The sequence below is a fragment of the Mucilaginibacter robiniae genome (assembly GCF_012849215.1).
GTDB lineage: Bacteria > Bacteroidota > Bacteroidia > Sphingobacteriales > Sphingobacteriaceae > Mucilaginibacter > Mucilaginibacter robiniae.
In genome coordinates this window covers 3,393,965-3,408,391 of the sequence record NZ_CP051682.1, presented here as the reverse complement: position 1 = coordinate 3,408,391, position 14,427 = coordinate 3,393,965, and the positions used below count along the sequence as shown (strand labels likewise).

11 protein-coding genes are annotated in these 14,427 nt (G+C 41.7%); 5 read left to right on the top strand and 6 right to left on the bottom strand.

Going from position 1 to position 14,427, the window contains the following annotated elements:
* Nucleotides 1-153: 153 nt before the first annotated feature.
* Both HH214_RS15040 and HH214_RS15035 read left to right on the top strand, forming a co-directional pair.
* Nucleotides 154-3,303, top strand: a complete 3,150-nt coding sequence (locus tag HH214_RS15040) for a glycosyltransferase family 117 protein (RefSeq protein ID WP_169608969.1) — start codon at nucleotides 154-156, stop codon at nucleotides 3,301-3,303.
* An 85-nt stretch (nucleotides 3,304-3,388) separates the two neighbouring features.
* Nucleotides 3,389-4,915, top strand: a complete 1,527-nt coding sequence (locus HH214_RS15035) for an IS1182 family transposase (RefSeq protein WP_169606389.1) — start codon at nucleotides 3,389-3,391, stop codon at nucleotides 4,913-4,915.
* 453 nt (nucleotides 4,916-5,368) lie between these two features.
* Here HH214_RS15035 and HH214_RS15030 read toward each other — a convergent pair whose 3' ends face one another.
* Together HH214_RS15030 and HH214_RS15025 are read right to left on the bottom strand one after the other, a co-directional pair.
* Nucleotides 5,369-6,355 carry an acetyl-CoA carboxylase carboxyltransferase subunit alpha gene (locus HH214_RS15030; protein ID WP_169608968.1) on the bottom strand — a complete coding sequence of 329 codons (987 nt, stop codon included), beginning with the start codon at nucleotides 6,353-6,355 and terminating at the stop codon, nucleotides 5,369-5,371.
* A gap of 46 nt (nucleotides 6,356-6,401) precedes the next feature.
* Nucleotides 6,402-6,908, bottom strand: coding sequence for a hypothetical protein (locus tag HH214_RS15025; RefSeq protein WP_169608966.1), 507 nt, complete (start codon nucleotides 6,906-6,908; stop codon nucleotides 6,402-6,404).
* A gap of 381 nt (nucleotides 6,909-7,289) precedes the next feature.
* Here HH214_RS15025 and HH214_RS15020 point away from each other — a divergent pair, with 381 nt between their 5' ends.
* The 3 genes from HH214_RS15020 to HH214_RS15010 all read left to right on the top strand — a co-directional run bounded on the left by HH214_RS15020 (nucleotide 7,290) and on the right by HH214_RS15010 (nucleotide 11,046).
* Nucleotides 7,290-8,486: a glycosyltransferase family 1 protein gene (locus tag HH214_RS15020; RefSeq protein ID WP_169608964.1), complete on the top strand. Its 1,197-nt coding sequence runs from the start codon at nucleotides 7,290-7,292 to the stop codon at nucleotides 8,484-8,486.
* Nucleotides 8,487-8,561: 75 nt separating this feature from the next.
* A complete protein-coding gene (locus HH214_RS15015) occupies nucleotides 8,562-10,739 on the top strand; it encodes a family 1 glycosylhydrolase (RefSeq protein ID WP_169608962.1) in 2,178 nt (725 codons plus the stop codon).
* 163 nt (nucleotides 10,740-10,902) lie between these two features.
* Nucleotides 10,903-11,046 (top strand): hypothetical protein, encoded by a 144-nt coding sequence (locus HH214_RS15010; RefSeq protein WP_169608960.1) that lies wholly within the window; start codon nucleotides 10,903-10,905, stop codon nucleotides 11,044-11,046.
* Between the two features lie 55 nt (nucleotides 11,047-11,101).
* Here HH214_RS15010 and HH214_RS15005 read toward each other — a convergent pair whose 3' ends face one another.
* The 4 genes from HH214_RS15005 to HH214_RS14990 all read right to left on the bottom strand — a co-directional run bounded on the left by HH214_RS15005 (nucleotide 11,102) and on the right by HH214_RS14990 (nucleotide 14,421).
* Nucleotides 11,102-11,344 (bottom strand): hypothetical protein, encoded by a 243-nt coding sequence (locus tag HH214_RS15005; protein ID WP_169608958.1) that lies wholly within the window; start codon nucleotides 11,342-11,344, stop codon nucleotides 11,102-11,104.
* Nucleotides 11,345-11,383: 39 nt separating this feature from the next.
* Nucleotides 11,384-12,223 (bottom strand): sulfurtransferase, encoded by an 840-nt coding sequence (locus tag HH214_RS15000; RefSeq protein WP_169608956.1) that lies wholly within the window; start codon nucleotides 12,221-12,223, stop codon nucleotides 11,384-11,386.
* A gap of 272 nt (nucleotides 12,224-12,495) precedes the next feature.
* Nucleotides 12,496-13,527 carry a ferrochelatase gene (gene hemH, locus HH214_RS14995; RefSeq protein ID WP_390622365.1) on the bottom strand — a complete coding sequence of 344 codons (1,032 nt, stop codon included), beginning with the start codon at nucleotides 13,525-13,527 and terminating at the stop codon, nucleotides 12,496-12,498.
* Between the two features lie 174 nt (nucleotides 13,528-13,701).
* Nucleotides 13,702-14,421, bottom strand: a complete 720-nt coding sequence (locus HH214_RS14990) for a fatty acid desaturase (RefSeq protein WP_248282108.1) — start codon at nucleotides 14,419-14,421, stop codon at nucleotides 13,702-13,704.
* Between the last annotated feature and the right edge of the window lie 6 nt (nucleotides 14,422-14,427).

The window sequence follows — 14,427 nt, the reverse complement described above, 5'->3', positions numbered from 1 at the left end:
CTGCAAAATAAATTTTCATTTTTTTCTTACGCTCACTCATTATCAATGGGTTCGACCGTTAAAATTTGTTAAACCCTAACTATTTACATGATGGTACTGATACTTTTATTAATTTCGTCTGCTAAAATTTGACGGATATTCTTAAACCCCGACATGAATAATTACAACAAGATTAATAACCTGTTCGGCTGGCTTGCCTTTATTATTGCCTCAGCCACGTACATCCTCACGCTCGAACCCTCGGCCAGTTTCTGGGATTGCGGCGAGTTCATTGCCTGTATTCACCGCTTGCAAGTGGCCCACCAACCAGGTGCACCATTGTTCACCATGATTGGCAAAGCATTTTCGCTGCTTTCATTCGGTAACAATGCTAAAGTAGCGTACTGGACCAACGTAAGTTCGGCATTAGCCAGCGGCGCCACTATTCTGTTCCTGTTCTGGAGCATTACAGCTCTAGCCCGCAAAATATTAATTAAGCGCACAGAAGACTTAACGCAAACCAACCTGATCCTGATTATGGGTGCTGGCCTGGTAGGTGCACTGGCTTATACTTTTTCAGATACCTTCTGGTTTTCGGCTGTTGAGTCGGAAGTATATGCCCAATCATCATTGTGTACAGCTATCGTTTTCTGGGCTATCCTGAAGTTTGATGCACATGCTGATGAACCTTATGCCGACCGCTGGTTGGTTTTTATTGCTTACATCATGGGCCTTTCTATCGGTGTGCACTTGCTTAACTTATTAGTTATGCCTGCTATTGCCCTGGTTATTTATTTCAGAAGAACCAAAACGATAACTACGAGTGGTGTAATTGGTTCTTTTATGCTGGGCGTAGTAGTGTTGGGCCTTATTTTATGGGGCATTATCCAGTACACAGTTAAGGGTGCAGCTTATTCTGACTTGTTGTTTGTAAACACCTTAAACTTTGGTTTTGGCAGCGGTGCTACCCTATTTTACCTGCTGATTGTAGCTACCCTGGTAGCCGGCATTTATTATTCGGTTACTACTTCAAAAGCTGGTTTAATTGTAGCAGTATCTTGTTTTATAGTGGCTTTAACTATTAGCGGCGGCTTTGTAGGCTTAATTGCAGGTGCCGTAGTAGTGGCTTTGCTGGAGTATATTTTAAAAGTGCGCCAGCACCGTTATGCACTTAACATGGTACTCATTTGTACCTTGTTCATCCTGTTCGGCTATAGCTCGTTTGTGATGATTGTAATTCGGGCTAAAGCAGGTACCAACTTAAATAACAGCGACCCTCAGGATGCTTTTGCCCTGAACAGCTACCTGAACCGCGACCAATACGGCGAAACCCCGTTAATGTATGGCCAGTATTTTGATGCCCAGCAAACCGATCAAACTGAAGGCTCGACCCTTTACCGCCGTGGCAAAACCAAATATGAAGTAGCTGGTAAGAAAGTAACTCCGGTTTATGACCGCAATACACTTTTCCCTCGTATTTTTGATTCGCACCCTAACCAGGCTGCGTTTTACCGCCAGTGGTTGCAACTGAGCCAAGATCAAAAACCTACGTTTACTGATAACATGAAGTTCTTTTTTAGCTGGCAGGTCTACCAAATGTATGCCCGCTACTTTTTATGGAACTTTGCCGGCCGAACCAACGAAATGGATGGTCAAAACAATAGTGCCGGTATCGATGGCAACTGGATTGGTCCGCGCGATTGGTTTAAGCATTACCCTTATGCAGTTACCGAAAGTAAATCATACAACCGCTTATACTTCCTGCCATTCATCATCGGCTTACTGGGTTTAATTTACCACTTTAAACGTGATAATAAAGATGCCAGCGTGGTAGCCTTACTGTTCTTCTTTACTGGTATGGCCATTGTACTTTACCTGAATCAAAACCCATTACAGCCACGTGAGCGTGATTATGCTTATGCAGGTTCGTTTTACGCATTCGCTATCTGGATTGGTTTAGGTGTATTGTTTATTGCCGAACAATTTAGCAAGCGAGTAAACCCTAAAATGGGTGCTGCTATTGCGACCGTTATTTGTTTACTGGCAGCACCGGTATTGATGGCCAGCCAGGAATGGAACGACCATGACCGCTCTACCAAGTTAACACCGCATGATATGGCTTACAATTACCTGAACTCATGCGAAAAGAATGCGATTCTGTTCACTTATGGTGATAATGATACTTACCCGCTGTGGTACATTCAGGAAGTAGAAGGTGTACGTCCTGACGTACGTATTGTTAACCTGAGCTTATTAGGTACTGATTGGTACATCCGCCAAATGAAACAGCAGATGAACGCATCAGCTCCGCTGCCTATTACTATGCCGAACGAGAAATTTGAGGCTGGTGTACGTGACGTTGTTTACTTCAGCGACATGGGCATAGCGGCTCCAACTCCGGTAAAAGAAATATTTGATTTCATTACCTCCGATTCGCCAAACGCCAAAAAGCAATCTGAGTACACCGGTAGTGTAGAAAACTATCTGCCTACCAAAAACTTCAAACTCAGCATCAATCCTGATGAGGTAGTGCAAACCGGCACCGTTCCGGCTGCACAAAAAGGCCAAATTGATAGCGCCATGATCTGGAAGTACAATTCTAATTATGTAACTAAAGATAACTTGGCGGTGTTAGATATTCTGGCTCACAACAACTGGAAACGCCCTGTATATTTTGCGATTACCGTGGGTAGCGAAAACATGATGGGTATGGATAAATATATGCATGATGAAGGTTTTGCTTACCATTTGCAACCGCTTAAAGCCGATACCAGCGTTGCTGCCGGCGAAGCCACCAATACTTTAACCATGTATAACAACATCATGAACAAGTTTAGATGGGGTAACATGAAAAATGCCCGCTATTTGGATCATGAATCGTTAACCATGTTCTACCCTATCATTATGCGCCAGTTCAGCACGTTGATGTCAAACCTGCTGCGGGAAGGACATGCTGACTTAGCACGTAACGTACTGAAAAAATACGATGAAGTAATGCCAGACATTATTCCGGAAAGCGAAGTTGCCGTACGTAAGTTTTACATGATTGAAAATGCTTACCAGTTAAGCCAGCCACAAATAGCGGCTAAATGGGTTACCAAACTAGATGATTACCTGGTTAATTCATTGGATTATAACTATTCGGCTATGAACTCGGAAGAGTTTAACCAACGTGATGTACAGGTAGGTATATCTATCCTGAACAGTTTGATGGGCTTAACTAAAGACAGCCACCAAACTGAGCTGAATACAAAAATCAGCAGTCAGCTTAAAGATTACGAATCTAAATTTGGCGCTATCATGAATGCCGCTCAAGGTCAGTAATTCTGTAATATTGTTCTACAAAAAGAGGCTGTCTCATAAGGGACAGTCTCTTGTTGTTTTAGGATATTTTTGGTATCTTAAAGGCATGGGAGGCAAGATAGTCTTTAAGGAATATGATCCAGACCAGTTAACGTTTTTACCGTACAAACTGGAGGAACTGGTACCGACAGGTCATCCGGTCCGTATCGTTAAACAGGTCGTGGACACGGTAGATGTCAAACCGATCAACCGGAAGTACAAAGGCGGCGGGGCGTCAAGTTTCCATCCCCGGCTGATGCTGAAGCTGCTGGTTTACGGCTATCTGACCAATACTTATTCCTCACGCAAACTGGAAGAACAGGCGGCACAGAACGTACACTTCATGTGGCTTTTAGGGATGAAAAAGCCCGACCACAACACCATCAACCGTTTTCGCAGCGAGAAGTTGTCAGGCGTCTTAAAGCAGATCTTCTCACAAATCGTGTTGCTGCTCGAGCAGGAAGGTATCGTATCCTTGAAAGAAGCCGTTTTTACTGATGGTACCAAGATCGAATCAGCGGCGAACAAGTACACCTTCGTATGGGGCAAAAACATCAAGGCGAATAAAGATAAGATGAAAGCCCAGCTTGATGAACTGTGGGGTTATGCGCAAAGCATTGCCGCCGAAGAACTAAAAGATACAGCGCCCTTGGAATATAGTGAGATCAACCCGGAGAAAGTAAAGGAAACCATCTCAAAGATCAATGCAGCCTTAGATGATAAAGAAGACGTAGACAAAAAAGTAAAGCAAAAGCTGAACTACGCAAAGAAGCACTGGCCGGAGAGCCTGGCACGGTATGACGAGCAGGAAAAGTTATTAGCCGGCCGTAACAGCATGTCAAAGACCGACCCGGATGCCACCTTCATGCGGATGAAGGAAGACCATATGCTGAACGGACAACTTAAGCCGGCCTATAACCTGCAGATATCCACCCAGGAGCAATTCATCCTTAATTATACCCTGCATCAAACCTCAACCGATTACCAAACCTTGTCTTCCCATATTGAACAATACCAAGCCTTATATAAAGACCTGCCCAAAGCCATTGTTGCCGACGCCGGCTACGGATCGGATGAGAACTACGGTGTGTTAGCGCGAAAAGGCATTGAGGCTTACATCAAATACAATACGTTCGATAAGGAACAAAAGGACGGTATCAAAGCGTTCAGTAACGACAGCCTGCATTATAACGAAGCGGAGAATTACCTTGTTTGTCCGATAGGTCAATGGATGGCGCATATCGGTAACGGTCAGCGAGTCACTTCATCTGGTTTTGTACAACTGATCAGCCGTTACCGTGCCCAGAACTGTGAAGGTTGCCCGATGCGTGGTGTTTGCCATACTACACAGGGTAACCGGGTCGTTGAGATCAACCACAGCCTAAGACAACATAAACAGGCAGCCAAAGAACGGTTGAATACAGAACAGGGTATCAACCTCAGGAAACGAAGGCCGGCCGATGTGGAACCGGTATTCGCCCAATTAAAGCATAACCATGGCTTCAGACGATTCCTGCTGAAAGGGATGTCCAAGGCCGAGGTCGAAATCGGCTTATTATCCATCGCACATAACCTAAGAAAATGGAAAACCTGAAAACAAGCTTTTTATAGACTTTTAGAACCTGTTAGAATCAATCCCCCGGTTCTTAAACGGCTGCTGACATCTTTCACTCAACCTTCCAACCAAAAATCATAACTAAATAAAAAACCGCCTCATATTTAACTTATGAGACGGCCTCTTTTTATTGCCCTTAAGTGCTCATTCTTTTATTATAAATTACTCGTAATATTAATTTGCTTAGGCTATGACTACGTCCTCACAGGCCAGTAAACAAGCCCATCAATCCAGGTTCCTTTATTTCTATCGTATGCTATTTGCATGCACATGAACAACGGTGGAAAGGAAAAAATACTGTCAAAACAGTGCCACCACTGCCAATGGTTTGACAGTGTTTCATGGTGTTACAGGTGTTACACACTGAAACATGTAACACCTGTAACACTTATAGTTCAACAAAAAAGCCGCTTTTCAGCGGCTTTTGTATTATTATTCGTTTACAGGTTCGTTAGTTACAGGCTCTTCTTCAACCACTACTCCCATCGAACAGAACTTATTTATACGTTCATTTACCACTTCATCAATATTACGCTCTTTGAAGTCACTTAAATCTTTAATTAACTGTTCTTTCAACGTAGTTGCCATCGCAATCGGGTCTTGATGAGCACCGCCTAGTGGTTCTTTGATAATGCCATCAATCAGCTTATTCTTGAACATTTCTGATGAAGTAAGTTTTAGCACTTCAGCAGCACGTTCTTTGTAATCCCAGCTGCGCCATAATATCGATGAGCAGGATTCTGGCGAGATTACAGAATACCAGGTATGCTCCAGCATGTACACCTTATCGCCAATACCAATACCAATAGCACCACCTGAAGCACCCTCGCCAATAATTACGCAAATTACAGGTACTTTCAGTACTGCCATTTCCATCAGGTTACGGGCAATAGCTTCACCTTGGCCACGTTCTTCAGCTTCCAGGCCCGGAAAAGCTCCCGGTGTATCGATCAGGGTAATAATAGGCTTGTTAAATTTCTCTGCCATTTTCATCAGGCGCAATGCCTTACGATAACCTTCAGGGTTAGCCATACCGAAATTACGATACTGGCGATCTTTGGTATTACGCCCTTTCTGGTGCCCGATAAACATAGCGGTTTGCCCGTTTACGGATCCCCAGCCACCAATAATGGCTTTATCATCACCGAAAGTACGATCGCCGTGCAATTCAATAAAATCATCGCACATTAACTCGATATACTGCAAAGTATAAGGGCGTTCCGGGTGACGGGAAATTTGCACCTTTTGCCAGCCTGTTAAGTTCGAGTACACCTGGTTTTTAGTATCGTCAAACTTTTGCTGCAATTCATTCAACGTAGCCGACATGTCCACCTTGGTCTTTTCCTCAACCTGCTTTATTTTATCAATCTGCTGCTGCAAATCAGCCAGGGGTTTTTCAAAATCAAACGTAATCTTCATAATCCTTAAAGCGGCTGCTAATTTAGTGAAATACAATGGCAAATTATCAATTATGGTTTTTTAAGCCTCTTAACGTAGAAAGCTGCACAGGCGTTAGCACTTTATACGTGTTGTAACAAGCCGATAAAACAGCAGTACGATACTCACCTTGGTATGAGCCAGATTGTGTGGCAAAAAATATAATGTTACCATCATCAACCTTATGCGTACTAAACAAGCGGTCTAATGCTTTTTCATTCCGGATGATGGATTGGCCTATTTCAGTTTTTTTAAGTTGCAAGTAGCTGTTAATACCTTTCACCTTATCTACCTGCGCAGCAGTTAATTTGAGTTCCCGCTGTAATTTCAACACCCTGTCGGGCATAGGGTAATCATTCATGGTGGCTGGCAAAGCCAGAGCACTTAAATCTGGCCCGTTTAAATAAGTATTGTACTGTTTCAACGTAAGTGTTTTAACAGGTGATGCGGCTGTTGTGCTATCCATACCAGTTTGCGCGTAGGCTACAGCACTCAAAATCAGCAAGCTAAATAAACCCAATATTTTATGATTCATACTTTTTTGATGGTCTCTAAAAATGAACAATTAATTAATTGCCTGTTTACATTTTTTCGGAAAAGTTTAAAATACCAGTAAAAAATCAGTCCTACTAATCTGTAAAAACACTATAGTAATACGGCAGAATCATACATATATCCTACTTGATAATCTCAGTATTTTCTTTATAATTAATATTATTTACCTATATAAAAGTTAAGACACTCGTAATAAAATTTAAGACATTTTTCACATGCATTGTTACAAACAAATTACCATTCTGCAAAGTTTATCTAACAAAGTCTAACAATTTGATAATCAGCAGCACCTTTCAAGGCCCTCCTGACCCCAATTTAAGGCAATGGCATCACATTTGATTTAATCGTAAAAACAACAATTATGCAGCTAACCCCTAACTCTCCAAAATCTATTAATAATAGTACTTCAACCACCATTGCAGATAATACATTACCTGAAAACATTATTTGTTTTTCTCATTTACGTTGGGATTTTGTTTTTCAGCGCCCTCAACATTTGCTGACGCGCCTGTCAAATACCTTTAACGTATACTTTATTGAAGAGCCTATTTTTGATGCTACAGACCAGGAGTATTATACCTTTACCAAGCGTGATAAAAACCTGTGGGTAATGGTTCCGCATTTAGTGGGTGGTTTAAGTCATGAAGAAAACGTAGCTACTTTAAAATCAATGTTTGGCCGTTATATGGATAATAAACAGCTGAGCAATTATATTTTCTGGTACTACACTCCTATGGCTTTAAATTTCAGCAATGGTTATGATCCTGCTTTAATTATTTATGATTGCATGGATGAACTATCAGCATTTAAATTTGCCCCGGCTGAGTTGAAAGGTTACGAAAAAGAATTAATGGATAAAGCTGACCTAGTATTTACTGGCGGCCAATCATTATACGAAGCTAAAAAACATCAGCACAACAATATTCATGCTTTTCCGAGCAGCATTGACCGTAAGCACTTTTTAAAAGCACGCTCTTATAACGAATGCCCGGCTGATCAGATTGATACCGATAAACTTAAATTGGGTTTTTATGGTGTACTGGATGAGCGCTTTGATATTAATTTAATTAAAGAAATTGCTGATGCACGTCCAGATTGGCAAATCATCCTGATTGGCCCGGTAGTGAAAATTGACCCAGCAAGCTTACCTCAAAACAGCAATATTCATTACTTAGGTGCCAAAAATTATCAGGAACTGCCTGAATATATGGCTACTTGGGATATGGCCTTGATTCCATTTATGCTGAATGAATCAACCCGATTCATTAGCCCAACCAAAACACCGGAATATTTAGCAGCTGGCTTGCCTGTTATATCTACCCCAATACGGGATGTAGTAAACCCTTACGGTACCAAAAACCTGGTACACATAGCTGCTACCGGTGCAGAATTTGTTGCAGCCATTGAAAAAGAACTGCAAACTACAGCTAAAGAAACCTGGAGAAAGAAAGTAGATACTTTCTTATCAACTAACTCATGGGATATTACCTGTAACAACATGCTCAATCTCATGAAAAAAGCGGCATACAAGAATTTATATATGCCGATAGCTCAATAAAAAAACCTATAACTAAATAAGCGCTTAAGGGCGCTTATTTAGTTATTACGGTATTCCTAACATTAACTACCATTTATGAATAACAACCACTCAATAACCCCTGTTGAAATTTGGGGAGGCATAGAGTGTACCTATAACCGTGTAGGCAACGATTACTTTGATCAGTTGCAATATGCGGGGCATTATGATCGTGAAAGCGACTTAGAACAAATAGCCGCTCTCGGTATCACCAAAATGCGCTATCCTGTTTTATGGGAAAAACACCAACCTAACGAACAAACAGCAGTTGACTGGCAACCTACCGCATCTAAATTAAACCAAATGAAGCAGCAGGGCATTGAACCTATTGCTGGTTTAGTACATCATGGCAGCGGCCCGGCTTACATTAACATGGCCAGTGAAGATTTTGCTGAAGGTTTAGGCCGCTATGCTGCACTGGTTGCTCAACAGTTCCCGTGGATTAACTATTACACACCAGTTAACGAGCCGCTTACCACAGCACGTTTTTGTGGTTTATATGGTATATGGCACCCTCACTTAAAAGATAGCTATCATTTTGCTAAAATACTGCTCAATGAGTGTAAAGGCACCGTGCTAGCTATGCAGGCCATCCGCAAGGTAAACCCAGATGCTAAACTGGTGCAAACTGACGATTTGGGAAAAACTCACAGTACGCCATTGCTACAGTATCAGGCTGAATTTGAAAACCACCGGCGCTGGCTTACCTTTGATTTACTTTGTGCTAAAGTTGAACCAGACCATCCTATGTGGCAATATTTGACCTGGATTGGTATTACAGAGCAGGAACTACAGTTCTTTCTGGATAACCCTTGCCCACCCGATGTTATCGGCATCAACCATTACCTTACTTCTGAGCGTTATTTGGATGAAAAGATAGAAAACTACCCACCACATACTTACGGGCACAACGGTCAGCACCATTATGCTGACGTAGAGGCTGTGCGTGTAGCGCATGTTTACCCGGCAGGGCCTTATGAACTACTGAAAGAAACTTGTGAGCGTTACCCAGGCATACCTGTGGCAGTTACGGAAGTACACTTGCATTGTACCCGTGAGGAACAGATGCGCTGGCTACATGAAGTATGGACTGCGGCTAACCGTCTGCAAACCGAAGGCTACCCGGTAATTGCTATTACCGCCTGGGCTATATTAGGTTCACATGGTTGGAACAAACTACTTACCCAACCCAATGGCACTTATGAACCTGGCATATTTGATGTACGTACTGGTCAGCTACGTTCAACCGCTTTAGGACACATGCTGCAAGCTTACAGCGAAAAACAGCATTTTGAACATCCTGTACTGAAAAATAATGGCTGGTGGAAACGAGTTGACCGTATTATTTACCGGCCCGAAGATCATACATCCAGTGCCGATATTATAGCACACAATAGCAGACCTATTTTAATTTTGGGCAAAACCACTACGCTAAGTAAAGCCTATGCCCGTGTATTGAGCGAACGCGGCATTATTTATGAACAGCTTGGCCGCCAGGAACTGGACATTACCAACCTGATTGCTATTGAAAAAACAATTATTGATAAGAACCCCTGGGCCGTTATCAATACTACCGATTTCAGTAAAATAGATGCCGCTGAAGGTGACCGCCGCAACTGCTTTCTGGTAAATACTTATGGGGCACAAAATTTAGCTTTACTATGTAAAAGGTATGGTGTTAAACTACTTACCTTTTCAACCGACTTGGTATTTAACGGCAGCAAAAATCAGCCTTATACCGAAAGTGATAAGCAGGCACCTTTAAATACTTATGGTGAAAGCAAAACTATGGCTGAAAAAGGCATCTTAAAAAGTAATTCAGATGCATTAATTATCAGAACTGGCGCGTTTTTTGGTCCTTGGGACGAGCAAAACTTTATACAGCTTACTTTAAGATCATTACAGCGTGGACAGCAGTTCGTGACCGTTTCAGATGTATCGATATCACCAACTTATTTGCCGGATATGATTCATGTAAGTTTGGATTTGATGCTGGATGATGAGAAAGGCATATGGCACTTAACCAACAGAGGCGAAGTAACCTGGGCTAATTTGGCCTACGCCGTAGCTGAACATGAGGGTTATAGTACGGGATTAATTATTCCAAAATCTATAAACCACATGGGATTAAAAGCTAAACGTCCTACTTACAGTGCGCTGCAAAGTGAAAAAGGTATAGTAATGCCGATGCTGCATGATGCTATAAACCGCTATTTTTATGAAAGAGCTTGCTAAATAAGGCTAATCGAAAGCAGGAAATATAATGTACAATAATTTTAATGGCATGGTGATTGTCTGAAATAGGTATCGTTAAAGAATAATCAATAAGTATTAAAGTAGAGATTAAACCTTTAGCGATATAAATTATCATACTTATATATCAAAATTTTAATTTACCATGAAAAAGCACATTTTAGCCATAACCCTTATAGGTTCTATCGTAGGTTCTTTATTTACCAGCTGTGTAGTACGTGATGGGCATCGTCATCATGGTGGCGGCCGAGATCATCGCGGTGATCATCATTACTATCGCGGATATTAATCTGATAGTTAATCAAAATACAAAGCGGCTTCAACTATTTGAAGCCGCTTTGTATTTATAGATAAAAACCTTTAATGCGGTCGCCTAACTGAGCTATAATAGCAGCCTCCATATCGGTTCCGCAACTGCTGCAAACATGCTGCTCATCTAATTGAACTTCACCTAGTAATTGTTCCTGGTCGTACACTTTAAACTTCTGATCGGCTTGAGGTACAACTTTAACTTCTTTTTCGCCTTCAGGAAAGTTTATAGTTACCTGAAAAGGTTCTGTTTGTGCGTTTTGAATAATCTTGCTCATAACTACACAACAGCCAGAAGGTATGCGCTGTTTGCAAGCTTACACCTCGTTAGTAGCAATGGGCAAATCCCGGCGCGACCACTCGCTCCATGACCCTACATATAGTTTAGCTCCTTGCAATCCGGCTTGTTCTAAAGCCAGCAGGGTGTGGCAAGCGGTTACGCCCGAACCACAATGCACTACTACATCAGCAGGTAATTTACCACCAAAAGCCTGCTCATACTTGTTACGCAGCTCTTCTGCCGACAAATATTTACCACTGGCATCTAAGTTAGAAGCATAAAATATGTTTACCGCTCCCGGTATATGTCCGGCAATCAAATCTAAAGGTTCAGTTTGCCCCAAATAGCGGGCCTCCTCACGCACATCAATCAGCATACGATCAGAACTTTGTGCAGCTTTGCCAGCTTCATCAATAGTAACTGTACCGGCAAATTCAGCAGGCGTTGGGTAAGCAGTGGTAGCTTGGGGTTGAGGCACATCTTGGGTTAACGGCCATTGTGCATCAATAGCCGCCTGTAATCCGCCATTGAGTACCTGAACTTTTTCATGGCCAATAGCTTTCATCATCCACCAAAAGCGGGCTGCACTATTAGCGCCTGCTTTGTCATCATATACGACCACATGCGTTTGCGGCGTAATACCTAAACGGCCTAACAGAGCAGCAAACTGCTGCGGTTCAGGTAAGGGATGCCGGCCACCATAAGCAGGGTTATCTGGTTTAGCTGCCAAATCTTTATCCAGATCAACAAATAGGGCACCTATTAAATGACCTTGCAAATAACGTTCATAACTATCAGGTCCTCCCCTAGCATCAATAATAACCTTGCTGGCTTCGGGTAATTGCTGCAACTCGATAATTTCAATAAGTGGTAACATAAAATGAATTGAAGTATGAGGTAAAACAGAATGACATAGGTAGTAAAAATTTCAATTGTTTAATAATTACATGCACGCTAAAATCACTTTTGCTACCTCATAAAACTATAAAAGGCATCAGTTCGTGATGCCTTTTATAGTTTATATAAATCATTTACCTACTGAAACCAGGTATATCCATATTGAATATTAATCGTGACGTCCCTAGTATTACTTAATAAATGCAGTACTCACATGTAACTGTGCAGCCTATTCTCAGCAATTGCAGTATTTTATAACTGCGCCGCTTTGTTAAGCTGCGTTTTTACCATTTGTTCCAGAGCATCTACCCATAGTGGCGAATCGTTCAGGCTTTCTACCAGTTGTACCTTTTCGCCACCTAAGTGCTTAAATTCAATATCGTATTCTTCGGCTATTTCGTAAACCGTTTCCAAGCAATCGGCCACAAAGGCAGGGCAGAATACTAATATTTTTTTAGCACCTTTTTTAGCCAGATCGGCGATTACTTCGCTGGTATAAGGTTTACGCCAAGGGTCACGCCCTAAACGAGACTGGAAGCAAATGGTATAGTTTTCTTTCGGAATATTAAGCTTGGCAGCAATTAGCCTTGCAGTGGCATGACTTTGTGCACTGTAACAAAACTTATTAGTTTCATTAATGCTTCCGCAGCAATCGTTAGCTTGCAAGCAGTAGCTATGTGTTTCGTCTGCTTTTTTCAATTGCCGTTCGGGCAAACCATGAAAGCTGAATAAAATATGATCGTAAGAAGCTGGATTGTATTTGGCACCATTTTGCGCAAAAGCTTCAATCATCAAATCATTATCGTAAAAAGAATTAACAAAGCTAATTTCGGGTATGGTTTGCCAGATACTCACCAACTCCATTACCTTTTGGTGTACCGAACCTGTAGTAGCCGATGCATACTGCGGAAACAAGGAAATGACCTGAATAGAATCTACCTTAGCAGCTTTCAACTTATCTAAAGCAGTTTGTATTGACGGATTTTGGTAACGCATGGCTAATTCTACCTGATAATCGCTGCCTAAGCGTTCCTGCAACATTTTAGCCGATTTCACGCTATAAACCAGCAAAGGCGAGCCCTCGGGTGTCCATATTTTTTGATATGACTTGGCAGACTGAGGACCACGGAAAGGTACAATAATACCCTTTACCAAGAAGGTACGGCCCACAGCATTGATATCAATTACCCGTTCGTCCATCAAAAACTCATCCAGGTACCGACGCACATCTGCCGTTTGCGGGCTATCGGGCGTACCCAAATTAACTAATAAAATTCCTTTCATAAACACGGCCTGTTTGTACCCTATAGTAAGAACTAAAAGGGTAGGCAAATATCAGATTTATTTTGTCAAAAGGGTGTAATACTCATAAGCAGTGGTGAATGAGTTAGCAATAACTTTACAACTTATTGTTCCACCTGAATACCTGCACCTTCATCCAGGTGCTATTTCTGGCATTTATTTCATTTTCCACAACTTCCACCATGGGGTACCCGGCGAGGCATGATGTTCGTAATGATAACCAAAAAAGTAGCAGGATAAGAAAGCCCACACATGGTTTTTGCTTTGCGTACGCGATTGATGTTGATTATCATGCTCACCTTTATGCGGCTGATAGGTACCAAAGTAGAATAGTTGTAAAGTGCTTAGTAACGACGGTACTACCCAAAACAAAATTAAATTAGGCTGGGGGATCCAAATCTTCAATACATTAAATAAAGCCGCCATAAATACTACTTGCCAAATAGAAAGGTAATTACGAATAAACGTAAAGTACCAAGCTATAAAATTACCATGATGATAGTCGGGATCATCAGTAGTATGCACATGGCTATGGTGCTTGTGGTGCTGTGTATATAGTTTAGGATATAGGAAAGCAGCATACAAAAAGGTAGTGATATAACCTACCACAGTATTTATTGTTGAGTTGGGCGACACTGTACCATGCATGGCATCATGCGCGGTTATGAACAAACCAGTGTATAGGTGCATTTGTACCAGAATAAAAATATACAATAGCGGATTAGTAAAGCTAACATGCCATTGCATGAGTAAAATGGTAGAGGTAAGCCAACCACCAATAACCAATAAAGCCACTATTACTCCTGCTTGTGAAGGCTTTATACGTGGCCTATTTACCGGGCTAGTTCCAGATGGAATTATGGTTTCGTTCATCATACTGAT